Origin of the sequence: Peribacillus sp. FSL P2-0133, from assembly GCF_037975445.1 — a bacterium.
GTDB classification, from domain to species: domain Bacteria; phylum Bacillota; class Bacilli; order Bacillales; family DSM-1321; genus Peribacillus; species Peribacillus simplex_E.
Map to the genome: position 1 here is coordinate 141,543 of NZ_CP150254.1, position 23,458 is coordinate 165,000.

Here is a 23,458-nt window from a genome sequence, read left to right on the forward strand (position 1 = left end):
AGGAGGTGCCAAGCTAATGCATGTTAAAAAAGGTGACAAAGTCGTAGTCATCTCTGGTAAGGACAAAGGCAAACAAGGAACAATTCTTTCTGCATATCCGAAACAAAATCGTGTGCTTGTTGAAGGAATTAACATCGTGAAAAAGCATTCCAAGCCATCTCAACTTAATCCACAAGGTGGAATTATCAGCAGAGAAGCTGCTATTCACGTATCCAATGTAATGCCACTTGATCCTAAATCAGGTAAACCGACTCGTGTTGGATATAAGATTGAAAATGGTAAAAAAGTACGCGTAGCTAAAATATCAGGTGAAACTTTAGATAAATAAGTCATAAATGAAGGGAGGTACACTAAGCAATGAGCCGCCTTAAAGAAAAATTAAAAAGTGAAATTACACCATCATTGATGGGCAAATTCAACTATCAATCAGTAATGCAAGTACCAAACATTGAGAAAATCGTTATTAACATGGGTGTGGGTGACGCAGTATCTAACTCGAAAGCTTTAGATACAGCTGTTGAAGAACTTACATTGATCACTGGTCAAAAACCTGTTATAACAAAAGCAAAAAAATCAATCGCAGGCTTCCGTTTGCGTGAAGGTATGCCTATCGGAGCGAAAGTTACATTACGTGGAGAACGTATGTATCAATTCCTTGATAAGCTAGTATCTGTATCTTTACCGCGTGTACGTGATTTCCGTGGCGTTTCAAAGAAATCTTTTGACGGACGTGGAAACTATACATTAGGCGTTAAAGAACAACTTATCTTCCCTGAGATTGATTACGATAAAGTGAGCAAAGTTCGTGGTATGGACATCGTTATCGTAACGACTGCCAACACTGACGAAGAAGCTCGTGAACTACTTACTCAAGTTGGAATGCCGTTCCAAAAGTAATCTCTAAATAAAGGGAGGCGAAATCGTGGCTAAAAAGTCTATGATCGTAAAGCAAAAACGCGAACAAAAGTTTAAAGTACAAGAATATACACGTTGCGAACGTTGCGGACGTCCACATTCTGTATTACGTAAATTTAAACTTTGTCGTATTTGTTTCCGCGAACTTGCATATAAAGGACAAATTCCTGGCGTTAAAAAAGCTAGCTGGTAAAACCCGAGTTTGGGAAGGAGGTAAAATATAATGGTCATGACAGATCCTATTGCAGATATGCTTACTCGCATCCGTAATGCGAATATGGTTCGTCACGAAAAACTGGAAGTTCCTGCTTCAAAGATCAAAAAGGAAATTGCTGAGATCTTAAAAAGTGAAGGCTTCGTACGTGACTTTGAATTAATCGAAGACAACAAACAAGGTATCATCCGTATCTTCTTAAAATACGGTGCAAACAACGAACGTGTTATCACTGGTCTAAAACGTATCAGCAAACCTGGTTTGCGTGTATATGCAAAAACTGGAGAGGTACCACGCGTTCTTAACGGTTTAGGTATCGCAATTGTTTCTACTTCTCACGGAGTTTTAACAGACAAGGAAGCTCGCTCTAAACAAGTTGGCGGAGAAGTTTTAGCATACGTTTGGTAATACATTTTCACAAGAATGGAGGTGCACATTATGTCTCGTATAGGTAAAAAACCTATTGAAATCCCTGCAGGCGTGACAGTTACTGTTACTGGAAGTGAAGTAACTGTTAAAGGACCTAAAGGTGAATTAACTAGATCATTCAATCCTGACCTTTCAATCGTTGTTGAAGAGAACGTGTTAACTGTTACACGTCCGTCTGACGAGAAGGCTCACCGTTCTTTACACGGTACTACTCGCGCACTTATCTCTAACATGGTTGAAGGTGTATCAACAGGATTCGTAAAATCACTTGAACTTATTGGGGTTGGGTACCGTGCACAAAAGCAAGGTAACAAGCTTGTCCTTAACGTAGGATATTCCCACCCTGTAGAAATAGAGCCAGAAGCTGGCGTTGAAGTTGAAGTTCCTTCTAATACAAAAGTAATCATCAAAGGTGCAAGCAAAGAACGTGTAGGAGCTCTAGCAGCTAATATCCGTGATGTTCGCCCACCTGAACCGTATAAAGGTAAAGGTATCCGTTACGAAGGCGAATTCGTTCGTCGTAAAGAAGGTAAAACTGGTAAGTAATGCCGCATAAGTAAACGAAAGGAGTGACGTAAATGATTACGAAGCTTGATAAAAATGCTACTCGTCAGAAAAGACATGCGCGTGTACGTGCTAAGCTTTCTGGAACAGAAGCTCGTCCTCGTTTAAATGTGTTTCGTTCAAACAAACACATTTACGCACAATTAATTGACGATGCAAAAGGCGTAACATTAGCAAGTGCTTCAACTCTTGATAAAGAGATCAGTATCGAAGCTAGTAGCAATGCTGAAGCAGCTCAAAAAGTTGGCGAACTTATTGCGAAACGTGCTGTTGAAAAAGGTTTCAAAGCTGTGGTATTTGACCGCGGTGGTTACCTCTTCCATGGTCGTGTAAAAGCATTGGCTGACGCTGCTCGTGAAAACGGCTTAGAATTTTAATGGATAAGGAGGGACATAACAGATGCGTAGCATTGATCCTAATAAATTAGAACTTGAAGAACGCGTAGTTACAGTAAATCGTGTAGCTAAAGTTGTTAAAGGCGGACGTCGTTTCCGTTTCACTGCACTAGTTGTTGTTGGTGATAAAAATGGTCATGTTGGATTTGGTACTGGTAAAGCTCAAGAAGTTCCGGATGCTATCCGTAAAGCTATTGAGGATGCTAAGAAAAATCTAATTACTGTACCAATGGTTGGTACTACTATTCCTCACCTTGTGAACGGTCGCTATGGCGCAGGTCACATTCTATTGAAACCAGCTTCTGAAGGTACAGGAGTAATTGCTGGTGGTCCTGTTCGTGCGGTACTTGAATTAGGCGGAGTTAGCGATATCTTGTCTAAATCACTAGGTACTAATACACCTATTAATATGGTTCGCGCAACAATTGAAGGATTGAAGCAATTGAAACGTGCTGAAGACGTAGCTAAGTTACGTGGAAAATCAGTACAAGAACTGTTAGGATAAGGAGGGAAATCGAATTATGGCTAATAAATTAGAAATCACCCTCACTCGCAGCTTGATTGGTCGTCCTGAAGATCAACGTGTTACAGTTAACACTTTGGGTTTACGCAAAATGCATCAAACGGTTGTTCAAGAAGATAACCCTGCGATTCGCGGTATGATTACCAAAGTTGCTCATCTTGTTACTGTAAAAGAACAATAAAATAATTTTTAACTTAACAAGGAGGTGCCAACATGAAACTTCATGAGTTAAAAGCTGCAGAAGGTTCTCGTAAAGAACGTAAACGTAAAGGTCGCGGTATTGGATCTGGTAACGGTAAAACAGCAGGTAAAGGACACAAAGGACAAAACGCTCGCTCCGGCGGCGGTGTGCGTCTTGGATTTGAAGGGGGTCAAACTCCTCTATTCAGACGTTTACCTAAACGTGGATTTACCAACATCAACCGTAAAGACTATGCTATCGTGAACCTTGATACGTTAAATCTTTTCGAAGACGGTACTGAAGTAACACCAGCTCTTTTACTTGAGACTGGGGTTGTAAGTAAAGAAAAAGCAGGAATCAAAATTCTTGCCAAAGGAAGCATTGAGAAAAAGCTTACTGTTAAAGCTCACAAATTCTCGTCTACTGCTAAAGAAGCTATCGAAGCTGCTGGCGGTAATACAGAGGTGATCTAATGTTTCGCACGATCTCCAATTTTATGCGCGTGGGTGAAATAAGGAATAAGATTATTTTTACCCTTCTAATGTTAATCGTCTATCGCATCGGTACATTTATACCTGTACCGCATGTGAATGCCGATTTTCTCGCTGAACAGGACCAGCTGAGCGTCATCGGTCTTTTAAATACCTTTGGCGGCGGAGCGCTGCAAAACTTTTCTATATTAGCGATGGGTATCATGCCGTACATCACGGCATCCATTATCGTTCAGCTGTTACAGATGGATGTTGTTCCTAAGTTCACTGAATGGTCTAAACAAGGAGAAGCAGGGCGCCGTAAATTAGCTCAATTCACTCGTTACTTCACTATTATCCTAGGATTCATCCAAGCAGTTGGTATGTCTTATGGGTTCAATAATATGTCAGGTGGCCAGTTGATTGAAAATCCTGGAATTGCAACATACTTGCTTATTGCGACTGTCTTAACGGCAGGAACAGCTTTTCTTTTGTGGTTAGGGGAGCTGATCACTGCTAAGGGTGTGGGTAATGGGATTTCCGTCATAATCTTTGCTGGTATCGTAGCTAGTTTGCCAAATACGGCAAATCAGATTTACGCCCAACAATTTGAAAATGCCGGTGATCAATTATTCTTACGAATCATATCGATTATCCTCATTGTTTTAGCAGTATTAGCAATCGTGGTTGCTGTTATTTTCATTCAGCAGGCATTACGAAAAATTCCTATTCAGTATGCGAAACGTGCTGCGGTAGGTCGTACACAAATGGGTGGCCAGTCTACTCATTTACCATTGAAAGTAAATGCTGCGGGGGTTATTCCGGTAATCTTTGCAATGGCATTTATCATTACTCCCACTACAATCGCTTCTTTCTTTGGAAAGAACAGCGTGACTAGTTGGATATCAACAAATCTTGATTACACCAAGCCAATTGGTATGATCATATATGTTGCTCTTATCATTGCTTTTGCGTATTTTTATGCATTCATTCAGGTTAACCCTGAACAAATGGCTGAGAATTTGAAAAAGCAAGGTGGCTATGTGCCGGGGATTCGTCCAGGTAAGAGTACACAAGAATATTTAACACGTGTTTTATACCGTTTAACGTTTGTAGGCTCTATATTTTTAGCCATCATTGCCGTTTTACCGGTATTTTTCATTAAGCTTGCTGATTTACCTCAATCTGCACAGATTGGCGGTACCAGTTTGCTGATCGTAGTGGGGGTTGCCCTTGATACGATGAAGCAGCTGGAATCACAACTTGTGAAGAGACACTATAAGGGCTTTATAAAGTAATGAGTTTTGGGAACGGCTTGTTCCCTTTACCCATTATAGAGTTTGAGGGGGAAGAAAATTGAATCTAGTGTTAATGGGTCTGCCGGGTGCTGGTAAGGGCACTCAAGCTGAACAAATCGTAGAAAAATATAATATCCCTCATATTTCTACTGGAGATATGTTCCGAACAGCTATCAAAGATGGAACAGAATTAGGTCTAAAGGCGAAATCATTCATGGACAAAGGCGAATTGGTACCTGATGAAGTTACCATTGGCATCGTTCGTGAACGTTTAAGCAAGGAAGACTGCCTAAAAGGATTTTTGCTTGATGGATTTCCACGTACTGTGGCACAGGCAGAGGCACTTGAAAGTATTCTAACTGATTTAGATCGCAAAATAAATTTTGTCATTAATATCGATGTTGATAAAAACATTTTAATGGAAAGATTGACAGGACGTCGTATTTGCAAATCATGTGGTGCGACATACCATCTTGTATTCAATCCTCCTGCTAAAGATGATGTATGCGACCGCTGCGGCGGAGAATTATATCAACGTGCCGACGATAATGCAGAAACGGTTCAAAATCGCTTAGATGTGAATTTGAAACAAACCAAACCACTTCTTGATTTCTACGGAGACAAAGGATACTTGGTCAACATTAACGGACAGCAAGATATTAATAAGGTATTTGAAAATATCGATGTGTTGCTTGGTGCTTTACAAAATTAATCATTCGTATTGATTTATGAAATTCATACCATTTTTATAACTTACTTATTAAACTTGGTGCATTCCTATAATACAAAGGGTATAATGGATTTCGCGAGAGCATTCGCACATTTATTAATCAGGTTCTTGTACTTGGTATTCCCTGAATTGGGCGATTACTTTTTAAGTGATCTTCATGGACATATCCGGTCGGCAAAATTGATGAAGAAATGCAGTGACTCTATTGGGATTCCTAAAGAGTCGTGATATAGAGGGTTGAAAGAAGCTATGTCAGGCGTGCGCCTTTCAAACATCTCCCATGCTATTCAAACCTATGTCGAGACTAATTGCTTCTCTATTTCGAGAGTATGTCGGTCACGGAATCGGTCAAGACTTACATGAGGACCCATAAAATCCTCATTTCGGTCCAACTGATAAAGGTCCTCAGTTTAAGCCTGGTTCTACAAAATGGTGAATACTTGATGCAGAATTGTAAGACTTATGAGGATAATTGGACTGTAGTAATGTTGACGGAAAGATGTGTACCTTTAATAGGTTCACGCATAGAGAAGGGAGAATCACTTTAATGGCGAAAGATGATGTAATTGAAGTAGAAGGCACAGTACAAGAGACTTTGCCAAATGCAATGTTTAAGGTAGAATTAGAAAATGGTCATACTGTTTTAGCTCATGTATCCGGTAAAATTCGTATGCACTTTATTCGCATTTTGCCTGGAGATAAAGTTACGGTTGAGCTTTCCCCGTATGATCTAACTCGCGGCAGAATCACATACCGGTTCAAATAATCCGGTTACGCTCCGATCTGTATAAGGAGGTTAGATAGCAATGAAAGTCAGACCATCAGTCAAACCAATCTGCGAAAAGTGTAAAGTTATCCGCAGAAAAGGTAAAGTTATGGTTATTTGCGAAAACCCTAAACATAAACAAAAACAAGGCTAAATAGAAGGAGGTGCACTCAAGCATGGCACGTATTGCTGGAGTAGATATTCCCCGTGACAAACGGATTGTTATCTCATTAACATATATATATGGTATTGGAAAACAAACAGCGATTAAGATTCTTGCAGAAGCAGGCATTTCTGAAGAAACTCGCGTTCGTGACTTAACGGAAGACGAATTGAACAAAATTCGTGATATCATTGACAAGCTTAAAGTAGAAGGCGACCTTCGTCGTGAAATCTCCCTAAACATCAAACGTTTAATGGAAATCGGTTCATACCGTGGTTTACGTCACCGTCGTGGTCTTCCTGTTCGCGGTCAAAATACAAAAAACAATGCTCGTACGCGTAAAGGACCTCGTCGTACTGTAGCTAACAAGAAAAAATAATTAGTAAAGGAGGTTACTTTTCATGGCACGTAAAACTAATACACGTAAACGTCGTGTGAAAAAGAATATAGAAACTGGTATTGCTCATATTCGTTCAACATTCAATAACACTATCGTTACGATCACTGACTCTCATGGTAATGCTATTTCATGGTCAAGTGCTGGAGCTCTAGGATTCCGTGGATCTCGTAAATCCACTCCATTCGCTGCACAAATGGCTGCTGAAACAGCTGCTAAAACATCAATTGAACATGGTATGAAAACTCTTGAAGTTACAGTTAAAGGACCTGGTGCTGGACGTGAGGCTGCTATTCGTGCACTTCAAGCCGCTGGCCTAGAAGTAACTGCAATTAAAGATGTAACTCCAGTTCCACATAACGGATGCCGTCCACCAAAACGTCGCCGTGTTTAATTTTTCTGTATAGATTTTGTATTCCTGTCAATAATGGGATATAATACTGAGTTTGCGTTCTTACAGAGGATTAATTTTCAGTTGTTGCGCACAGCGGGAACGTATACATGGGGAATTTCGGTTTAAGTGACTTCGTTTACTTGCCGGGGTTTTGACGTTTTGAAGGAGGGTTTATTGATGATCGAAATAGAAAAACCAAAAATCGAAACGGTTGAAATCAACGACGATACCAAATACGGTAAATTCGTCGTAGAGCCACTAGAGCGCGGGTATGGTACTACATTGGGTAACTCCTTACGTCGTATCCTTTTATCCTCACTCCCAGGTGCTGCTGTCACAGCTATACAAATTGATGGAGTGCTACATGAGTTCTCAACAATTGAAGGCGTCGTGGAAGATGTAACATCTATCATTCTTAATGTGAAAAAACTAGCTCTTAAGATTTACTCTGATGAAGAGAAGACGCTGGAAATTGACGTTCAAGGTGACGGAGTCATCACGGCTGCTGATATCACTCATGATAGTGATGTAGAAATTCTTAATCCGGATTTATATATTGCTACAATTGGTAAAAACGGTCATATGCGTATGCGTTTATCTGCACGTCGCGGCCGCGGCTACACTCCTGCTGTTCAAAACAAGAGAGAAGACCAGCCAATTGGTGTAATTCCAATCGATGCTCTTTACACTCCAGTTTCACGCGTATCTTTCCAAGTTGAAAATACACGTGTTGGACAGTTGTCTAACTTTGACAAGTTAACGTTCGATGTTTGGACTGATGGCAGTACTGGTCCGCAAGAAGCGGTAGCACTTGGAGCTAAGATTTTAACAGAGCATTTAAACATCTTTGTTGGTTTAACCGATGAAGCTCAAAATGCTGAAATCATGGTTGAAAAAGAAGAAGATCAAAAGGAAAAAGTTCTTGAGATGACGATCGAAGAATTAGACCTTTCTGTTCGTTCTTACAACTGCTTGAAACGTGCTGGAATCAATACCGTTCAAGAGCTAGCTCATAAAACGGAAGAAGATATGATGAAAGTACGTAATCTAGGACGTAAATCACTTGAAGAAGTGAAAGCGAAACTAGAAGAATTAGGCTTAGGTCTTCGTAAAGACGACTGATAACATGGCGGATCAATCCATTATGTTGTGAGCCTTGTTATAGACACACAATATAGAACTTCAACAAAGGAGGGAATCTCTAATGGGTTACAGAAAGTTAGGACGCACTAGCGCACAACGTAAAGCATTACTTCGTGATTTAGCTACGGATCTTATTATCCATGAGCGCATTGAAACTACTGAAGCACGTGCAAAAGAATTACGTTCTGTAGTAGATAAAATGATCACTCTTGGTAAACGTGGTGACTTGCATGCACGCCGTCAAGCTGCATCTTTCATCCGTAACGAAATCGCTGACGCTGAGAATGGCACAGATGCCCTTCAAAAACTATTCAGTGACGTGGCTCCACGTTATGAAGAACGTCAAGGTGGATACACTCGTATCATGAAAGTTGGTCCACGCCGCGGTGACGGTGCACCAGTCGTGGTTATTGAATTAGTTTAATAACAACGATGAAAAAGGGCGGGACAAATGAATATACTCACTTGTTCTATGCCCTTTTTCTTTTTTTAAAAATAGAAATTCTGTCATTTAGAAATTCGCATTGAGTGTTACGATGGCTGGCGGAACCTGTATTATTCAGGGAGCCTTCACGTCTAGCTCAAGCATCCCTTCCCGCTTTTGATAAGCGATTATAAGATAACCTGTTTTTCGTAACAGGCCCGCTGTTAGCTGCTCTTAATTTACCGAAAATTCTTTCGGTGGAAGGGGTGCAGCGTTTTTTTATATTTTCAGAAGGAAAAACTACTATATTTATATTGAGTGAGCAGAGATTAGATTAGACGAGTGCAGTCGAGGATGAGGAGGGCCACATGGTGAAGAAGCTGGTTTCTTTAAATAATATTGTTTTTAAATATGAGGGTCAGTCTCGAAACGCCTTGGATGATGTTTCTTTTGATATTCATCAGGGGGAGTGGCTTGCGATTGTCGGACATAATGGCTCTGGCAAGTCGACATTAGCGAAGTTACTGAATGGTCTTCAGTTCGCTAACTCAGGTACCATTACGATTAATGATCAACTTTTGACAGAAGAATCCGTTTGGGATGTACGCCAGAAAATTGGCATGGTTTTTCAAAACCCAGATAATCAATTTGTAGGCACTACAGTTCAGGATGATGTGGCTTTTGGTTTAGAAAACGCCGGTGTTTCTCAGCAGGTTATGGTGGAGCGTGTTCATGGTGCGTTAAATAAGGTTAAAATGAATGCCTTTCTTAATCAAGAGCCGCACCATCTATCCGGCGGTCAAAAGCAAAGAGTGGCCATAGCAGGTGTAATAGCCTTGCAGCCAGACATAATCATCTTAGATGAAGCAACCTCCATGCTTGACCCAAGAGGCCGTGAAGAAGTGCTTGAAACAGTTAGGGAATTAAAACAGGAAAACGAGATCACTGTCATATCAATCACCCATGATCTTGAGGAAGCTGCGAAAGCTGATCGAATGATAGTGATGAACCAAGGTCAGTTATATCGTGAAGGACCGCCTCAGGTTATTTTTGAGTTAGAGGATGAATTGATTGCTCTTGGACTGGATATTCCCTTTTCAGTGAAACTAACCAAGGAGTTACAAAAAAATGGTGTTCGTGTAGTTGATGGGCATTTGACAGAGGAAGAGTTGGTGAAGGATTTATGCGAATTACACTCGATGATGTAGAATACCGCTATCAGGTGAATACTCCTTTTGAACATCTAGCCCTTCATGATGTCAATATTTCAATGGAGCCGGGAACCTATACCGCAATCATCGGGCATACAGGGTCCGGGAAATCCACGCTACTGCAACATTTGAATGCTCTTTTAAAACCGACGAAGGGTCGGGTTTTCATTGGGGATCGGACGATTGAAGCCGGAAGAAAAGAAAAGGCTTTGCGGCCAATAAGACAAAAGGTCGGAATTGTTTTTCAGTTTCCGGAACATCAGTTATTTGATGAAACGGTTGAAAAGGATATATGTTTCGGACCTATGAATTTTGGCGTTTCTGAAATCGATGCTAAGAAACTGGCCAGGAAAGCCATCGCGCAAGTCGGATTGGATGAGGAAATTCTTGAAAAATCACCATTCGACTTATCCGGCGGACAAATGCGACGGGTGGCCATTGCTGGGGTACTTGCCATGGAGCCCGAAGTATTGGTACTTGATGAGCCCACTGCGGGACTGGATCCGCGAGGACGCAAAGAAATCATGGATATGTTTTATGATCTGCATAAAGTAAGGGGCATTTCAACGATTCTTGTGACACATAGCATGGAGGATGCAGCCAAGTATGCGGATGACATCATTATCATGCATAAGGGTACGGTGTTCAAAAAAGGAACCCCCCAGGAAATTTTCTCAGAGCCGGAACAATTAATGGAGCTTGGCCTGGATGTTCCTGATACGGTCCGTTTTCAGCTAAAGCTCCAGAAGGAACTTGGTGTTCGATTTGATCATCCATGTCTTAATATCGGTGATTTAGCGATAGAAATAGATAAAGCCATGAAACGGGGGAACCGCTGATGCTGGATAAAATGATCATCGGGCGTTATGTCCCTGCAAATTCACTGATGCACAAGATGGACCCAAGGGCTAAATTGCTCCTCGTGTTCCTGTTCGTTTGTGTCGTTTTTTTGGCGAATAATGTCGTTTCTTACGGGTTGCTTGCTGTATTCACCATCCTTTTGATCAGTCTTTCCAAAATACCGCTTCGCTATCTTTATAATGGGTTAAAACCAATCTTTTTCTTGATCGTTTTTACATTCCTTCTCCATATATTGTTTACGAAAGAAGGGGAATTGCTTTTTGAATACGGTTGGTTTGAAATCTATGAAGGCGGTCTGATTCAAGGTTTTTTCATATCCGTTAGATTTACTTTACTAATCCTTGTTACGTCACTTTTAACTTTGACGACATCCCCGATATCCATTACAGATGGGATGGAAGAGCTGTTGGGGCCCTTGAAAAAGTGGAAGATGCCTGTACATGAACTGGCATTGATGATGTCCATTGCCCTTCGATTCATTCCAACGCTAATGGAGGAAACGGAAAAAATCATGAAGGCCCAAACTGCAAGGGGCGTTGACTTTTCATCTGGCCCGATAAAGGACAGGGTTAAATCGATTGTACCGCTGCTTGTTCCTTTATTTGTCAGTTCGTTCAAACGGGCGGAGGAGTTGGCAACTGCCATGGAGTCAAGAGGATACCGTGGCGGGGAAGGCCGCACGAAATATCGCCAATTGGACTGGAAGACGAGTGATAGTCTTTTGATGGTCTCAATAGGTGTTCTAACGGTCATGTTATTTTTATTACGTTCATAATAAGGAAGAGAACTATGCCAAAATATAAATGTGTGATCGCTTATGACGGCACGGATTTTGCTGGTTATCAGGTGCAGCCAGAGAAACGCACCATACAAAGTGAATTCGAGGCAGTCTTGGCCCAAATGCATAAAGGCACAATTATAAAAGTGACTGCTTCAGGCAGGACAGATTCAGGGGTCCATGCAAAGGGGCAAGTGCTTCACTTTGATTCGCCCCTTACATTCCCTACTGAAAACTGGGTAAAGGCGTTCAGCGCCCTTCTTCCGACCGATATCATCGTTCTGGAAGTCGATATCGTGCCTGACGATTTTCATGCGAGGTTCCATACGACTGGGAAAGAGTACCGTTATATCATAGCCCGTTCGAAACTACGGGATCCGTTTAAGCGGAATTACGCCTATCATTATCCCTACCCATTAGATGGGGAGGCGATGAGGGAAGCAATCTCCTATTTGATAGGGACACATGACTTTACAAGTTTTTGTTCGGCAAAAACGGAAGTGGTCGATAAAGTTCGAACCATAAAAGAAATGGATTTTGAAGAGAGCGATGATTTCATGGTTTTCCGCTTCGTTGGCGAAGGTTTTTTGTATAATATGGTCCGTATCCTGGTTGGGACGCTCCTGGATGTCGGCAGCGGCAAGATGTCACCCCGTGACATGAGCGGGATTTTGGAGAAAAAGGACCGCAGTTTTGCAGGGAAAACAGCGCCAGCCCAAGGCTTATATTTATGGAAAGTATTTTACAAATAAAAATATTTTCGAAGTGATACCAGTTTTTTTACAACTGGAAAACGGGATGAAATCAGTAATGGAGCGGTTTGTCTCTATACTGACCTTTTCATGGAGTTGCAGAGAGTGTTTTATAGACAACTTATCCTAGTGTAACATTCCCTTGACAATGAATCTGGGAGAAGTTAATATAATATGGTATGTATTTTAATCCCACGATAAGCCCCGGAAGTTTATTGTGATTGAAAATAAATATAAAAAATTAAAAAGTTTTTTAGGAGGTTAACCATGCGTACGACATTTATGGCGAAAGCTAATGAAGTAGAACGTAAATGGTATGTGATTGACGCTGAAGGCAAAACTTTAGGTCGCCTTTCTACTGAAGTAGCATCCATCTTACGTGGTAAACATAAACCAACTTTTACACCGAACATTGACACTGGTGATCATGTAATTCTTATCAATGTTGAAAAAATCCACTTGACTGGTAAAAAATTGACAGACAAAATTTACTACCGTCACACTATGCATCCAGGCGGTCTTAAAACTAGAACTGCTCTTGAAATGCGTACAAACTACCCTGAGAGAATGCTTGAACTTGCTATCAAAGGTATGCTTCCAAAGAATTCTCTTGGTCGTCAAATCTACAAAAAATTACACGTATACGCTGGAGCTGAGCACCCACACGCTGCTCAACAACCAGAAGTATACGAATTACGCGGATAATTACTAAGGAGGTTACTATCTTGGCACAAGTTCAATATTATGGTACTGGTCGCCGTAAGAGCTCAGTAGCTCGTGTACGTTTAGTACCAGGCGAAGGTCGCATCGTTATTAACGGTCGTGACATTAATGAATATATTCCTTTCGCAGCATTACGTGAAGTTGTTAACCAACCACTAGTTGCAACAGAAACTACTGGAAATTACGACGTTCTAGTAAACGTTAGCGGTGGTGGATACACTGGTCAAGCTGGAGCAATCCGTCACGGTATCGCTCGTGCATTGCTACAAGTTGATCCAGAATACCGTCCATCTCTTAAAACTGCTGGTTTACTAACTCGTGACCCACGTATGAAAGAGCGTAAAAAATACGGTCTTAAAGGCGCACGTCGTGCACCTCAGTTCTCAAAACGTTAATTCTATTACCGTTTCGAAAGGCTCTCAACCATTTTGGTTGGGGGTCTTTTTTTGTGGTGAAAAAGATTTTGATCACATCACGCTCCATGAACTTATATATTAAATAAAATAAAGCATATCCGGGATATCCCAGATATGCTTTATTTTAAAGAACGTATTGTTAACGATTTTAGTTAGGGGATTCACTTTCACTTTTTTTAATTGCGGCTTTTTTCGGCATAAAGCATGCAAAAATTAACGCCACAAAAGATAGGATTAACATAAAAACATAGGCATCACTTGAGCCGAGGGTGGAAGCTAATGCCTCTAGTTGTATTGCTGTAATGTTTTCATTTTGCACTGTTAGCTCAGAGGCATGTGAAGTTGCTTGCATTGTATACACTGTGATGACAACTGCTGTTCCAATAGCACCTGACAATTGGCGAATGGTATTATTTACAGCTGAACCATGGGAACCCAATTCTCTTGGTAAAGCATTCAGCCCTGCTGTATTTAAAGGCATGGTAATAAAGCTTAATCCAATTCGTAATATAATGGTACGGGCCATTAAATAGATATAGGTTGTGGATTCGTTTATATCTATGACTCCCCACATCGAAACAATGATAAATACTAAACCTGTAATAAAGAGTGGTTTAGCACCATATTTATCATACATTTTACCAGTGACAGGGGACAAGAAGGCATTAATCACAGCTCCAGGCAATAACAGTAAACCTGCTTCAAATGGTGTAAAACCTCGTCCATTCTGCAAGTAAATTGGTAAAAGAATTAAATCCGCATACATAATCATCGTAATTAGTACATTGAGGAAAGATGTGAGCGTGAAAACTTTGTACTTAAATACAGATAAATTTAATAATGGATCGCTGGATTTCATTTGACGTAAACAGAATAGAGCCGTCACGATTATTCCGGCGATTATTGTAGTAATGATAACGAGATTATCCCACCCCTTGCTTCCTGCGCTGCTAAATCCAAATAATATGCAGCCAAAACCAATCGTTGATAAAATGACACTTGTGATATCTAATTTTGCTTTTGTTGTCTCTGCAACATTCATTAAATATTTGAACGCTAGAACAATGACGATTATTATAAATGGGGTTAACCCAATAAATAACCATCTCCATGAAACATATTCAATGATAAAACCAGATAATGTAGGAGCTATGGCTGGAGCAAAAATTATCGCAAAGCCGATTGTCCCCATAATACTTCCACGCTTTTCGCTAGGATATAAATATAAAATAACTGTCATCATTAGAGGCATTATAATCCCGGCACCAATTGCTTGAATCATTCTTCCCGTTAACAGCATGCCAAAATTCTCCGCACATGCACAAACTGCAGATCCGATTAACAAAAAGAACATCGAACTAATAAATAGCTGCCTTGTTGTGAACCGTTTCATTAAAAAAGCTGTAATCGGCACTAAAACACCGTTCACTAGCATAAATCCTGTTGATAACCATTGTACAGTTGCAGCAGTTACATGAAATACGTCCATTAAACCACTCAATGCAACATTTAATAAAGTCTGATTTAATGTTGATAAAAAACAACCAGCAATCAGTACAATTAATAAAATTTTTTTATTTCTTTCTGTTATATCATTACTCATTCGTAAACTCCTTTATTTTTGACTTGCATTCTCAACAACGTGTCGATAAAATCGATGGTAACAAAAAAATATGTTGCTTACCATGAACAGTTTTCTTGAAAATGTTCACTAATCGACATAGGGATATACGCTGTTGAGAAAGTCAAAGAAAATCTATAAAGGAGTTAAAAATGTCTATTCCCAAGAAAGAAGATCCTCGTACAATTCGGTCAAGAGAAATGTTTAAGAACGCTGTCATTGCTCTCTTATCCGAGGACCCTGCTATTTCAAATTTAACGGTTCAGAAAATCGCAGCCAAAGCAGGATTAAACCGGACAACATTTTACCTGCATTATCAGGATATTCAAGATTTAGTAACGCAAATCACCGATGAGATTTTAAATGAGCTTTCTGATAAAATTTTTGCTTTAATACATGCAAAAGATTTATCAGAAAAACAACAGCTAACTCAATTACTTGATTATTTATATATTCATCGAAATTATTTACTTATTTTATTTAAGACGAATCAGTTTGAGGAACAATTGTTTTCATTATTAAAGCAATTGGTAGAAATAAGAAGGAAGAATACCGAGAAGGATTTACCTGCTGATTATGTTGACATTGATATTAAAACGGCCTCATTGGTAGGCATTATAATATGGTGGTTAAGAAAGGGGCTTCATTTTAGTTCGGATTATATTGCCAACCAAATTTATTTAATGTACAGAATGCAATGATTCCAATACCGTTTGAAAGAATCTTGAATTTCATTAAGTCTTTTTTATGCCCGGAAAATAATAAGACCATATCATGCCATCCATCCCAGTCTTCCAGGCTCAATGCAAATGAAACGCCGTGGTGAGGGGGCTTCATATGTTGGTGATGGTTATGTTCCATTTGTTTACACATGAGTTTATTTATGTAATACAGAATTTTTTGTAAAATCCATATTTATTAAGTTCCTGTTTAGGAGTATGATAATACTTAAAAAAGAAAGAGGACTTCATATGAATTCAACATACTCACCGATTGAAACAACTAAAACAAAAACCTTGGTCATCAATGCGCTATTCATTGCATTAACCCTTGTAGCGACAATGTTCATCAACATTAAGCTCCCAATAATGGGTAACGGCGGCCTGATCCATCTGGGTAACGTTCCCCTTTTTATAGCTGCTTTGGTTTATGGCAAAAAAACAGGAGCGATAGCAGGCGCCTTCGGTATGGCCTTCTTCGATCTTTTCTCTGGTTGGGCAGCATGGGCACCGTTTACATTCGTCATCGTAGGAGCAATGGGCTTTCTAGCCGGCCTTATATCCGAAAAGGTACCGGGCAAAAGAGAATTGGTATACACTATGGCCGTTGCCGTTGCATTGGTTATTAAAATCGTCGGCTACTATTTTGTCGAAGTTATTCTTTATGGTAACTGGATACAGCCATTTGGCTCCATCCCCGGAAACGTGATGCAGGTCGTAATAGCTGGAATAATTGTAGTGCCACTTGCTGGTCGATTAAAGAAAAGAGCTGGACAGATATAAAGTGAAACAAAAATAGGAAGCCACTTCAAACTTTGTGTTGCACCACCTTTGGATGTTGTACTGCGCTCTGAACCTTAGGCAGTTTAAAAAGACATCCTGCTAAGTAAGCGGGTATTAAATGCATTCGCTATTATAAAATGTTTTATCATTTGAGAAAAGGACATCCGTTAACCATGGATGTCCTTTTTATCTTAATAGACCACAAAGCCTGAAGTTGTCATTGAGGATGGCTCGCTTAAGTTTAAGGAAGAACACGACATGAATAATCAGTATTGATCAAGTTCAAAGAGACATGCGCAGTGAGCGACCCAAGTCGGAAAGGTCAGCCTCGGGTAGCTGCCTGAGTGGCGGGTTAGTGGAGAAAACTCCTAGTTTTCTAACATCAAGTTTCTTGTGGGTCTGCACTCTAACAGGTTTCTTACCATATTGCATACCGATATGCTTTTTCAAGTACCTGCCGAACCTATCCTCATTATTTTTTGCCAATAGAATAAATGAATGGTTCAAAATAGAACGCTAAAACTAAAATTATGTCTTGGGAAATAATTTTGGGAAATGGGGAATTGCCCCGGAGGTGAATTATGGCTGTGATATTAGGTTTACAGGAGATGCAAAGGGAAAGGCAATTGAGGTTCGAACGTAGGCTGCTCAGGGAACTTTCTATCGAGGATATGAAGGGGAGGATTCAGCGTTACTTCGGACAGGATTTGATGGATGTTTTGGAGGAAGGCTACTTTGATGTTGCCATCGAGGCTTATTTATTAGGAGCAAACTATAGTAAGTTTGGCTATTATGGTGAGTCGGAAGAAAATGTAAGATCCAGGTGTTGGAAGGAAGAGAAGTTTTTGGTCGATACTCTTTTTAACTTTATTTTGTATTGGCGGGAAGTTACAGCGAATAACGCTTTCGATGAAGGTTTGTTTTATTGTTGTGAAGGGTTTGTTGGGGATTGGTGGCTGGACGGCTTTAAGACTGGAGAAAAACGATATAAAATGAAACTGCATTAAGAAGGCATAATCCCATTCCTTGTTCTAATTTCATGGTTTGTCCCATACTTTTTAGTAGAGAGATCATGGAAGGGGAACGGTCATGCGCAAAAAGCTGAAATATACAGGGATCGCTATGGGATTGTTTGTCCTTTTTTTAATTGTGACTTTTAAATTTGTTGAAGATGATTCTTGGGACTCCTGGAACCTTCCGTTGTCAGGTAAGGTCATCATTCTGGATGCAGGTCACGGGGGAATGGACGGCGGGGCAAATGTACAAGAGGTTATGGAAAAGGAAATTGCCCTTTCCGTTTCATTAAAGGTCAGGGACTATTTACAGGAACAGGGTGCCCTTGTCATCATGACACGTGAGAAGGATGAGGATTTGGCACAGGGAAATACAAAGGGGGTCCGCCAGCGGAAGCAGGAAGACTTACGGAATCGGGTTGAAATGATCAATAATTCGGAAGCGGACTTATTCTTAAGCATTCATTTGAACTCTTTTCCATCAGCGTCATCGAAAGGTGCCCAGACCTTTTATACAAACAGGTTTGAGGAAAATGAACAGGTGGCAAAATTTATTCAGACTGAAATCATAAGAAACCTGGAAAATACAAAGCGTGATGCAAAAACGATTAAACATGTGTATTTGATGAATTATGCCAAGAAACCGGGAGCGCTTGTGGAAATTGGATTTCTTTCCAATTCCGAGGAAAGGGAACGCCTTATCAGTGATAAGTATCAAGAAAAGGTTGCCAGTTCGATTTATATGGGTATTTTACGGTACTTTACAGAGGAAAAACTATCGGATGAAGAGTGATGTCTGGGTCTTGTAAGGTACAAGGCCTTTTTATTATGGGGAAATCATCAGGTTTCGCATGCGGGGCAGATAATAAGCTTTCTTTCCGTAATATGTTATACTGAAAAATGGGAAAATAAAATTCAAAGGGGTGCTCGACTTGTTAACAGAAGAGAAAGTACTGAATTTATTAAAGGATCTTAAAGACCCTTTTCTACATAAAAACCTTGAAGAGACAAATGGAATTATAGAAATCAAAATAAAACCTGAAAAGAATCATGTAAGCGTTAAACTTGCGATTGCGAAAACGGGGACTGCCGAACAAATGCAAATGCAATCGGAAGTTGTGGACTTGCTGAAAACGAACGGAGCGGAATCGGTAGGTATCCGCTTCACGGAGCTTTCAGAAGAGGAGTTAGCCAAGCATCGTGAAAGCATTCCTCAGGATGAAGCGGACCAAGGTTTGCTTGGACCTAACAGCAAAACACAATTCATCGCGATCGCCAGTGGTAAAGGCGGAGTGGGAAAATCCACGATTTCAGTGAATTTCGCTACTTCACTTGCTCGATTGGGTAAAAAGGTCGGGCTGGTTGACGCCGATATTTATGGATTCAGCGTACCTGATATGATGGGGATAACAAAAAGACCGGTTGTTCGCGGGGAAAAAATCATTCCTGTAGAACGGTTTGGCGTTCAAGTTATCTCAATGGGCTTTTTTGTAGAGGATAACGCGCCGATCATCTGGAGAGGACCGATGCTGGGTAAAATGCTTAACAGTTTCTTTAATGAAGTGGAATGGGGAGATTTGGACTATCTGGTCCTTGACTTACCGCCGGGTACAGGCGATGTTGCTTTGGACGTTCATACGATGCTCCCTTCATGTAAAGAAATCATCGTTACGACACCGCATCCGACTGCAGCCTTCGTTGCGGCAAGAGCTGGTGCCATGGCCATCAAGACAGAACACGAAGTCATCGGTGTCATAGAGAATATGTCATTCTTCGAAAGTAAAACGACCGGTGAAAAAGAGTATGTATTTGGAAAAGGCGGCGGCGAGAAGCTTGCAGAAGAGCTTCGTACAGAAGTTTTAGGTCAACTTCCCCTGCAACAGCCAGATTGGAACGAAGAGGACTTTGCTCCATCCATTTACGCAGCGGACCATAGACTCGGCAGGATTTATGAAGATATTGCCAAAAAGGTCATTGAAAAACTACAATGAAAAGAAGGCTGATTCCGATTGGAATCAGCCTCTGTTCATTCTTTTTACTTTTTCTCCTTCTCTAACGCTTTAGAGGCTGCTTTATCCAGTTTCTCTTGCATTTTCGCCTGAATGAGAGGACTCTCCATGGTTTCGATGATCAGCTCTTTATAGACCGACCGCATTTCCTTTGTTTTTAATAATTTATTCATTTCTTTTTCCATATCGGGTTCTTTCATTATTTCCATGAGCATTCCACGATACTGAGGATCAGCAGTTAAGTCCTTCAATACCTTTTTATGTTCATCTTCTAATGCTTTAGCATAAGCGGAAGCAAATTCGGGATCATTAAATGTCTTTTTCCAAAATTCCTTCCCTTTATCTGAAGTGACAATATCTTCAATGGATTTCTTAATGTCATCCGAATCCATAATAAGTTCAGCTTTCGTTTTATCATCAGTAATGATATCCTGGATGGCTTTTTTTCCATCATCTGTCTTCAAGATATCGACGACCATTTTCTTTGTCTCTTCATACTCCATTTTTTCTGCGCCTGCCCCATTTTGAGCACAACCGGAACAAACGAGTAAGAATGACGTGAAAAGCAAAGCAACTCCCACTCTCATACGCAGGGCCCCTTTCATCCTTCTTACTGTTAATATGGTTCCAATCGGCGATATTATTCCTTGGTGGAATAAGTGGATTTTTCCAAATTTGGTTGGTACAATTAAGGAAATGAAATAGAAATGTATGGAGGAAAACAATGAACAGCCGTAACTTAGTTAAATTGTTTTTAACAACATTGCTTATAGGTGGTGTAACGGGCGGAGTTGTAGGGTTCTTGGCTCGGTGGAGTGAGTTTAAGCCTTATTTTTCTTCTTTTGAAGTCAGTGCCATCCTATCAACTTTTATTTGGTTATTCGGTGTTGGATTAATTTTTAGTGTCATAAGCCAAGCCGGCTTTTTTGCCTATTTAACGATACATCGTTTTGGTCTGGGGATATTTAAAAGCGCTTCCTTATGGAATGCCGTTCAACTTGTACTCATTCTTTTTGTTGTATTCGATCTTGTTTACCTGCGATATCTCAGCTTTGGTTCAGGCGAGGGGATCAGTTCCTACATCGTGTTAGCGTTGGTTGTTTTGGCCGCGGGGCTTATTACAGCTTATTTCAAAATGAAACAAACGAATAAACAGTCGTTCATACCGGCCTTATTTTTCATGGTCGTGGTCACGGTTTTGGAGTGGATACCTGTCCTAAGTGCCAATGATGAAAGCTGGCTTTACTTCATGCTGTTTCCGTTGCTAGTCTGCAATGCTTATCAATTATTGGTTCTGAGCAAATTGATTGAACGTTCACAAAGGGAATTGGCCATTAAAAGAGGGAGTAAGCAAACTCCGGTAAAGGGAAAGATGAAAGCCGGTGAACTAGGTAAAGGCAGCTAACCTATTTGTAAGTCGGTCCATACATAAGGAAGTCTAAACATAAAAACTGCGTACTAAAGGTTTTGGAGACCATTACATTAGTACGCAGTTTTTTCAGTCAGCGGATTTCCTCACTGCTTGCTGATGAATTGGAAATCATCTCAGAAACGTTAACGAAGTTTAAATTTTTTGATCGAAGTTCACTTACTAACTCCGGTAAAGCCTTATTCGTTTGTTTTGCTGAGTCTGAAGCATGTAATAAGATGATATCACCCTTTTGTGCCTTGGTGATGTTCTGAACGATCCGATCCACACCTGGATTGGTCCAATCCTTTGAATCGATGCTCCAATGGACAACGGTATATCCGAAATTCTTGCTGATCTTTAAGAGGCGTTTATCAAAGTGACCGGTGGGAGCACGTAAAAGTTCTATATTCTTTACATTAAGTTTTTTAAATGCTTCCTGGGCTTTAGAAATATCCCGGATGATTTCTTGATCTTCCATTTCGGAATAATCCTTATAATCGTAACCAAGTATGCCGATTTCATATCCTTCTTTCACAATTTCAGCCACTATGTCCGGATGACGTTCAGCCCAAGATCCCGCAAGGAAAAAAGTGGCGGATTTAATCTTTTCTCTTTTTAATGTCTCTATTATTGGAGCGGCCTTCTCATCACCCCAGCCAATATTGAACGTGATCGCAACATTCTTTTCCCCTTTATAAACCGCTTTCGGCCCATCTTCTGTAGAAAAAACGGGGGCATGAAGAATGTTTTGTACAAAAAGAAACCAAGCGGTAAAAAGTGCCGTAAGCAAAATTAACGAATAATATTTGATGTTCTTGGCTTGAAGCACCATGAAAAATTTCATTAATCCATCCCCTTGTCCAAAGTACTCTTGTTTTCAAATTTATGCGAGAGGATTATTGTTATGCAAAAAAATCAGTTGAAAATTCATAAAATTGATGGGAATGGGGAAAGCTTTCTGATGGAGGTGTGAACCATGCTCGGTTTATTGATTAATGACAAGGAAAAGATGGAATTGGAGTACCTTTTAAAAAGAGAGATGGATGAAATACTATTCGATTTGCAGGATGACAGAATCGACCACTTAGTCAAAAGGGCAATAAACGAGAAATATAACATTCTTTTCAGGTTGTTTAAAAGGGTGAGCACCGAGGAGGAATGCCTAATGTATATGAGGGGGAAAACGAATTTATCTGAGTGGAATCAGTAATGATATTTAAATGTGATTTATATTCAAAATATCTATTGACTATTGGTTTATACGCTGGTATATTATAAAAGTTGCTGCAACGTAATAGCTTTTGAAAAAGAATGAAAAAAACTTTTTAAAAAAAGTTATTGACGAAGTGGTAATAAGATGTTAAGATATTAAAGTCGCTAAGAGAGATGGCGAACAAATTGCTCTTTGAAAACTGAACAAAACAAAGCGCCAACGTTAAATTTTAAGTGAGCACACACTATCAAAAAAGCAAATGAGCAAGTCAAACATTTCTTCGGAGAGTTTGATCCTGGCTCAGGACGAACGCTGGCGGCGTGCCTAATACATGCAAGTCGAGCGAATCGATGGGAGCTTGCTCCCTGAGATTAGCGGCGGACGGGTGAGTAACACGTGGGCAACCTGCCTATAAGACTGGGATAACTTCGGGAAACCGGAGCTAATACCGGATACGTTCTTTTCTCGCATGAGAGAAGATGGAAAGACGGTTTACGCTGTCACTTATAGATGGGCCCGCGGCGCATTAGCTAGTTGGTGAGGTAATGGCTCACCAAGGCGACGATGCGTAGCCGACCTGAGAGGGTGATCGGCCACACTGGGACTGAGACACGGCCCAGACTCCTACGGGAGGCAGCAGTAGGGAATCTTCCGCAATGGACGAAAGTCTGACGGAGCAACGCCGCGTGAACGAAGAAGGCCTTCGGGTCGTAAAGTTCTGTTGTTAGGGAAGAACAAGTACCAGAGTAACTGCTGGTACCTTGACGGTACCTAACCAGAAAGCCACGGCTAACTACGTGCCAGCAGCCGCGGTAATACGTAGGTGGCAAGCGTTGTCCGGAATTATTGGGCGTAAAGCGCGCGCAGGTGGTTCCTTAAGTCTGATGTGAAAGCCCACGGCTCAACCGTGGAGGGTCATTGGAAACTGGGGAACTTGAGTGC

The 23,458-nt window shown here is 40.6% G+C and carries 33 protein-coding genes, 1 rRNA gene and 1 pseudogene (1 of these 35 running past the window's edge); 32 read left to right on the forward strand and 3 right to left on the reverse strand.

The window, feature by feature from the left end:
- The first annotated feature begins 16 nt into the window (after positions 1 to 16).
- The 24 genes and pseudogenes from rplX (at position 17) to rpsI (ending at position 13,726) form a co-directional block, all read left to right on the forward strand.
- The gene (rplX, locus tag MKY17_RS00770; RefSeq protein ID WP_063235796.1) at positions 17 to 328 is read left to right on the forward strand and encodes a 50S ribosomal protein L24; all 312 of its coding nucleotides are present in this window, start codon (positions 17 to 19) and stop codon (positions 326 to 328) included.
- A 29-nt stretch (positions 329 to 357) separates the two neighbouring features.
- Positions 358 to 897 carry a 50S ribosomal protein L5 gene (gene rplE, locus MKY17_RS00775; RefSeq protein ID WP_063235797.1) on the forward strand — a complete coding sequence of 180 codons (540 nt, stop codon included), beginning with the start codon at positions 358 to 360 and terminating at the stop codon, positions 895 to 897.
- A gap of 25 nt (positions 898 to 922) precedes the next feature.
- On the forward strand, positions 923 to 1,108 hold the full coding sequence (locus tag MKY17_RS00780) for a type Z 30S ribosomal protein S14 (protein WP_034304998.1): 186 nt from the start codon (positions 923 to 925) through the stop codon (positions 1,106 to 1,108).
- 30 nt (positions 1,109 to 1,138) lie between these two features.
- The gene (rpsH, locus tag MKY17_RS00785; protein ID WP_034304995.1) at positions 1,139 to 1,537 is read left to right on the forward strand and encodes a 30S ribosomal protein S8; all 399 of its coding nucleotides are present in this window, start codon (positions 1,139 to 1,141) and stop codon (positions 1,535 to 1,537) included.
- Between the two features lie 30 nt (positions 1,538 to 1,567).
- Positions 1,568 to 2,104, forward strand: coding sequence for a 50S ribosomal protein L6 (gene rplF, locus MKY17_RS00790; RefSeq protein WP_076372861.1), 537 nt, complete (start codon positions 1,568 to 1,570; stop codon positions 2,102 to 2,104).
- A 32-nt stretch (positions 2,105 to 2,136) separates the two neighbouring features.
- On the forward strand, positions 2,137 to 2,499 hold the full coding sequence (rplR, locus tag MKY17_RS00795; RefSeq protein ID WP_063235799.1) for a 50S ribosomal protein L18: 363 nt from the start codon (positions 2,137 to 2,139) through the stop codon (positions 2,497 to 2,499).
- Between the two features lie 22 nt (positions 2,500 to 2,521).
- The gene (gene rpsE / locus MKY17_RS00800) at positions 2,522 to 3,022 is read left to right on the forward strand and encodes a 30S ribosomal protein S5 (RefSeq protein WP_034304987.1); all 501 of its coding nucleotides are present in this window, start codon (positions 2,522 to 2,524) and stop codon (positions 3,020 to 3,022) included.
- Between the two features lie 16 nt (positions 3,023 to 3,038).
- Positions 3,039 to 3,221: a 50S ribosomal protein L30 gene (rpmD, locus tag MKY17_RS00805; protein ID WP_034304984.1), complete on the forward strand. Its 183-nt coding sequence runs from the start codon at positions 3,039 to 3,041 to the stop codon at positions 3,219 to 3,221.
- 32 nt (positions 3,222 to 3,253) lie between these two features.
- Positions 3,254 to 3,694 (forward strand): 50S ribosomal protein L15, encoded by a 441-nt coding sequence (gene rplO / locus MKY17_RS00810; protein ID WP_034304982.1) that lies wholly within the window; start codon positions 3,254 to 3,256, stop codon positions 3,692 to 3,694.
- Complete coding sequence (gene secY / locus MKY17_RS00815) at positions 3,694 to 4,989, forward strand: preprotein translocase subunit SecY (RefSeq protein WP_098373565.1); 1,296 nt, start codon at positions 3,694 to 3,696, stop codon at positions 4,987 to 4,989. The genes rplO and secY overlap by 1 nt, the downstream gene beginning before the upstream one ends.
- 58 nt (positions 4,990 to 5,047) lie before the next feature.
- Entirely contained in the window at positions 5,048 to 5,701 is a 654-nt protein-coding gene (locus MKY17_RS00820; protein ID WP_098373564.1) for an adenylate kinase, read from the forward strand.
- A 71-nt stretch (positions 5,702 to 5,772) separates the two neighbouring features.
- A pseudogene (locus tag MKY17_RS00825) lies at positions 5,773 to 6,224 on the forward strand (M24 family metallopeptidase); the annotation flags it as partial.
- A 42-nt stretch (positions 6,225 to 6,266) separates the two neighbouring features.
- Positions 6,267 to 6,485 (forward strand): translation initiation factor IF-1, encoded by a 219-nt coding sequence (gene infA / locus MKY17_RS00830; RefSeq protein WP_028390440.1) that lies wholly within the window; start codon positions 6,267 to 6,269, stop codon positions 6,483 to 6,485.
- Between the two features lie 40 nt (positions 6,486 to 6,525).
- Positions 6,526 to 6,639 (forward strand): 50S ribosomal protein L36, encoded by a 114-nt coding sequence (rpmJ, locus tag MKY17_RS00835; protein WP_003156543.1) that lies wholly within the window; start codon positions 6,526 to 6,528, stop codon positions 6,637 to 6,639.
- A gap of 22 nt (positions 6,640 to 6,661) precedes the next feature.
- On the forward strand, positions 6,662 to 7,027 hold the full coding sequence (gene rpsM, locus MKY17_RS00840) for a 30S ribosomal protein S13 (protein WP_063235804.1): 366 nt from the start codon (positions 6,662 to 6,664) through the stop codon (positions 7,025 to 7,027).
- A 22-nt stretch (positions 7,028 to 7,049) separates the two neighbouring features.
- Positions 7,050 to 7,439, forward strand: a complete 390-nt coding sequence (gene rpsK / locus MKY17_RS00845) for a 30S ribosomal protein S11 (RefSeq protein ID WP_028390438.1) — start codon at positions 7,050 to 7,052, stop codon at positions 7,437 to 7,439.
- Positions 7,440 to 7,616: 177 nt separating this feature from the next.
- Positions 7,617 to 8,561, forward strand: coding sequence for a DNA-directed RNA polymerase subunit alpha (locus MKY17_RS00850; protein ID WP_034304976.1), 945 nt, complete (start codon positions 7,617 to 7,619; stop codon positions 8,559 to 8,561).
- 82 nt (positions 8,562 to 8,643) lie between these two features.
- The gene (rplQ, locus tag MKY17_RS00855) at positions 8,644 to 9,006 is read left to right on the forward strand and encodes a 50S ribosomal protein L17 (protein WP_034304973.1); all 363 of its coding nucleotides are present in this window, start codon (positions 8,644 to 8,646) and stop codon (positions 9,004 to 9,006) included.
- Positions 9,007 to 9,374: 368 nt separating this feature from the next.
- A complete protein-coding gene (locus MKY17_RS00860; RefSeq protein WP_098373563.1) occupies positions 9,375 to 10,214 on the forward strand; it encodes an energy-coupling factor ABC transporter ATP-binding protein in 840 nt (279 codons plus the stop codon).
- A complete protein-coding gene (locus tag MKY17_RS00865) occupies positions 10,190 to 11,056 on the forward strand; it encodes an energy-coupling factor ABC transporter ATP-binding protein (RefSeq protein WP_098373562.1) in 867 nt (288 codons plus the stop codon). Before MKY17_RS00860 ends, MKY17_RS00865 begins: the two co-directional genes overlap by 25 nt.
- On the forward strand, positions 11,056 to 11,853 hold the full coding sequence (locus tag MKY17_RS00870) for an energy-coupling factor transporter transmembrane protein EcfT (protein ID WP_098373561.1): 798 nt from the start codon (positions 11,056 to 11,058) through the stop codon (positions 11,851 to 11,853). The genes MKY17_RS00865 and MKY17_RS00870 overlap by 1 nt, the downstream gene beginning before the upstream one ends.
- A 14-nt stretch (positions 11,854 to 11,867) precedes the next feature.
- On the forward strand, positions 11,868 to 12,608 hold the full coding sequence (gene truA, locus MKY17_RS00875) for a tRNA pseudouridine(38-40) synthase TruA (protein WP_098373560.1): 741 nt from the start codon (positions 11,868 to 11,870) through the stop codon (positions 12,606 to 12,608).
- A gap of 267 nt (positions 12,609 to 12,875) precedes the next feature.
- Positions 12,876 to 13,313, forward strand: a complete 438-nt coding sequence (gene rplM, locus MKY17_RS00880; RefSeq protein WP_034304960.1) for a 50S ribosomal protein L13 — start codon at positions 12,876 to 12,878, stop codon at positions 13,311 to 13,313.
- A 20-nt stretch (positions 13,314 to 13,333) separates the two neighbouring features.
- Positions 13,334 to 13,726: a 30S ribosomal protein S9 gene (rpsI, locus tag MKY17_RS00885; protein ID WP_034304957.1), complete on the forward strand. Its 393-nt coding sequence runs from the start codon at positions 13,334 to 13,336 to the stop codon at positions 13,724 to 13,726.
- 169 nt (positions 13,727 to 13,895) lie between these two features.
- On the opposite strand, the gene MKY17_RS00890 is transcribed toward rpsI, so the two are convergent.
- Positions 13,896 to 15,350, reverse strand: coding sequence for a DHA2 family efflux MFS transporter permease subunit (locus tag MKY17_RS00890; protein ID WP_339201219.1), 1,455 nt, complete (start codon positions 15,348 to 15,350; stop codon positions 13,896 to 13,898).
- A gap of 170 nt (positions 15,351 to 15,520) precedes the next feature.
- Here MKY17_RS00890 and MKY17_RS00895 point away from each other — a divergent pair, with 170 nt between their 5' ends.
- From MKY17_RS00895 to MKY17_RS00915, 5 genes are all read left to right on the forward strand, one after another.
- Positions 15,521 to 16,069, forward strand: a complete 549-nt coding sequence (locus MKY17_RS00895; RefSeq protein WP_144553514.1) for a TetR/AcrR family transcriptional regulator — start codon at positions 15,521 to 15,523, stop codon at positions 16,067 to 16,069.
- 270 nt (positions 16,070 to 16,339) lie between these two features.
- A complete protein-coding gene (locus MKY17_RS00900; RefSeq protein ID WP_098373557.1) occupies positions 16,340 to 16,870 on the forward strand; it encodes an ECF transporter S component in 531 nt (176 codons plus the stop codon).
- Between the two features lie 581 nt (positions 16,871 to 17,451).
- Entirely contained in the window at positions 17,452 to 17,877 is a 426-nt protein-coding gene (locus tag MKY17_RS00905; protein WP_098373556.1) for a DUF2521 family protein, read from the forward strand.
- Positions 17,878 to 17,959: 82 nt separating this feature from the next.
- Positions 17,960 to 18,676 (forward strand): N-acetylmuramoyl-L-alanine amidase CwlD, encoded by a 717-nt coding sequence (gene cwlD / locus MKY17_RS00910; RefSeq protein WP_098373555.1) that lies wholly within the window; start codon positions 17,960 to 17,962, stop codon positions 18,674 to 18,676.
- A 139-nt stretch (positions 18,677 to 18,815) separates the two neighbouring features.
- Positions 18,816 to 19,874, forward strand: coding sequence for an Mrp/NBP35 family ATP-binding protein (locus tag MKY17_RS00915; protein ID WP_098373554.1), 1,059 nt, complete (start codon positions 18,816 to 18,818; stop codon positions 19,872 to 19,874).
- A gap of 44 nt (positions 19,875 to 19,918) precedes the next feature.
- On the opposite strand, the gene gerD is transcribed toward MKY17_RS00915, so the two are convergent.
- Positions 19,919 to 20,479: a spore germination lipoprotein GerD gene (gene gerD, locus MKY17_RS00920; RefSeq protein ID WP_098373553.1), complete on the reverse strand. Its 561-nt coding sequence runs from the start codon at positions 20,477 to 20,479 to the stop codon at positions 19,919 to 19,921.
- Between the two features lie 137 nt (positions 20,480 to 20,616).
- On the opposite strand from gerD, the gene MKY17_RS00925 reads away from it, so the two are divergent.
- The gene (locus tag MKY17_RS00925) at positions 20,617 to 21,297 is read left to right on the forward strand and encodes a KinB-signaling pathway activation protein (protein WP_098373552.1); all 681 of its coding nucleotides are present in this window, start codon (positions 20,617 to 20,619) and stop codon (positions 21,295 to 21,297) included.
- Between the two features lie 97 nt (positions 21,298 to 21,394).
- Here MKY17_RS00925 and pdaB read toward each other — a convergent pair whose 3' ends face one another.
- Positions 21,395 to 22,147 carry a polysaccharide deacetylase family sporulation protein PdaB gene (gene pdaB, locus MKY17_RS00930; protein ID WP_098373551.1) on the reverse strand — a complete coding sequence of 251 codons (753 nt, stop codon included), beginning with the start codon at positions 22,145 to 22,147 and terminating at the stop codon, positions 21,395 to 21,397.
- 132 nt (positions 22,148 to 22,279) lie between these two features.
- Between pdaB and MKY17_RS00935 the strand changes: the two genes are divergently transcribed.
- Positions 22,280 to 22,513, forward strand: a complete 234-nt coding sequence (locus tag MKY17_RS00935) for a hypothetical protein (RefSeq protein WP_098373550.1) — start codon at positions 22,280 to 22,282, stop codon at positions 22,511 to 22,513.
- A gap of 280 nt (positions 22,514 to 22,793) precedes the next feature.
- Positions 22,794 to 23,458 (forward strand): 16S ribosomal RNA (locus MKY17_RS00940); it runs 886 nt beyond the window's last position.

Excerpts from the sequence above, each read along its gene's own strand:
- rplR (WP_063235799.1), top strand. The coding sequence starts at position 2,137 with ATGATTACGAAGCTTGATAAAAATGCTACTCGTCAGAAAAGACATGCG.
- truA (WP_098373560.1), top strand. The coding sequence starts at position 11,868 with ATGCCAAAATATAAATGTGTGATCGCTTATGACGGCACGGATTTTGCT.
- MKY17_RS00925 (WP_098373552.1), top strand. The coding sequence starts at position 20,617 with ATGAACAGCCGTAACTTAGTTAAATTGTTTTTAACAACATTGCTTATA.
- rpmD (WP_034304984.1), top strand. The coding sequence starts at position 3,039 with ATGGCTAATAAATTAGAAATCACCCTCACTCGCAGCTTGATTGGTCGT.
- cwlD (WP_098373555.1), top strand. The coding sequence starts at position 17,960 with ATGCGCAAAAAGCTGAAATATACAGGGATCGCTATGGGATTGTTTGTC.
- MKY17_RS00900 (WP_098373557.1), top strand. The coding sequence starts at position 16,340 with ATGAATTCAACATACTCACCGATTGAAACAACTAAAACAAAAACCTTG.
- infA (WP_028390440.1), top strand. The coding sequence starts at position 6,267 with ATGGCGAAAGATGATGTAATTGAAGTAGAAGGCACAGTACAAGAGACT.
- MKY17_RS00860 (WP_098373563.1), top strand. The coding sequence starts at position 9,375 with ATGGTGAAGAAGCTGGTTTCTTTAAATAATATTGTTTTTAAATATGAG.
- rplE (WP_063235797.1), top strand. The coding sequence starts at position 358 with ATGAGCCGCCTTAAAGAAAAATTAAAAAGTGAAATTACACCATCATTG.
- MKY17_RS00935 (WP_098373550.1), top strand. The coding sequence starts at position 22,280 with ATGCTCGGTTTATTGATTAATGACAAGGAAAAGATGGAATTGGAGTAC.
- MKY17_RS00870 (WP_098373561.1), top strand. The coding sequence starts at position 11,056 with ATGCTGGATAAAATGATCATCGGGCGTTATGTCCCTGCAAATTCACTG.
- rpsH (WP_034304995.1), top strand. The coding sequence starts at position 1,139 with ATGGTCATGACAGATCCTATTGCAGATATGCTTACTCGCATCCGTAAT.
- MKY17_RS00905 (WP_098373556.1), top strand. The coding sequence starts at position 17,452 with ATGGCTGTGATATTAGGTTTACAGGAGATGCAAAGGGAAAGGCAATTG.
- MKY17_RS00895 (WP_144553514.1), top strand. The coding sequence starts at position 15,521 with ATGTCTATTCCCAAGAAAGAAGATCCTCGTACAATTCGGTCAAGAGAA.
- rpsK (WP_028390438.1), top strand. The coding sequence starts at position 7,050 with ATGGCACGTAAAACTAATACACGTAAACGTCGTGTGAAAAAGAATATA.
- rplQ (WP_034304973.1), top strand. The coding sequence starts at position 8,644 with ATGGGTTACAGAAAGTTAGGACGCACTAGCGCACAACGTAAAGCATTA.
- MKY17_RS00850 (WP_034304976.1), top strand. The coding sequence starts at position 7,617 with ATGATCGAAATAGAAAAACCAAAAATCGAAACGGTTGAAATCAACGAC.
- rplX (WP_063235796.1), top strand. The coding sequence starts at position 17 with ATGCATGTTAAAAAAGGTGACAAAGTCGTAGTCATCTCTGGTAAGGAC.
- rplF (WP_076372861.1), top strand. The coding sequence starts at position 1,568 with ATGTCTCGTATAGGTAAAAAACCTATTGAAATCCCTGCAGGCGTGACA.
- secY (WP_098373565.1), top strand. The coding sequence starts at position 3,694 with ATGTTTCGCACGATCTCCAATTTTATGCGCGTGGGTGAAATAAGGAAT.
- rpsE (WP_034304987.1), top strand. The coding sequence starts at position 2,522 with ATGCGTAGCATTGATCCTAATAAATTAGAACTTGAAGAACGCGTAGTT.
- MKY17_RS00865 (WP_098373562.1), top strand. The coding sequence starts at position 10,190 with ATGCGAATTACACTCGATGATGTAGAATACCGCTATCAGGTGAATACT.
- rplO (WP_034304982.1), top strand. The coding sequence starts at position 3,254 with ATGAAACTTCATGAGTTAAAAGCTGCAGAAGGTTCTCGTAAAGAACGT.
- gerD (WP_098373553.1), bottom strand. The coding sequence starts at position 20,479 with ATGAGAGTGGGAGTTGCTTTGCTTTTCACGTCATTCTTACTCGTTTGT.
- rpsM (WP_063235804.1), top strand. The coding sequence starts at position 6,662 with ATGGCACGTATTGCTGGAGTAGATATTCCCCGTGACAAACGGATTGTT.
- rpmJ (WP_003156543.1), top strand. The coding sequence starts at position 6,526 with ATGAAAGTCAGACCATCAGTCAAACCAATCTGCGAAAAGTGTAAAGTT.
- rplM (WP_034304960.1), top strand. The coding sequence starts at position 12,876 with ATGCGTACGACATTTATGGCGAAAGCTAATGAAGTAGAACGTAAATGG.
- MKY17_RS00890 (WP_339201219.1), bottom strand. The coding sequence starts at position 15,350 with ATGAGTAATGATATAACAGAAAGAAATAAAAAAATTTTATTAATTGTA.
- pdaB (WP_098373551.1), bottom strand. The coding sequence starts at position 22,147 with ATGAAATTTTTCATGGTGCTTCAAGCCAAGAACATCAAATATTATTCG.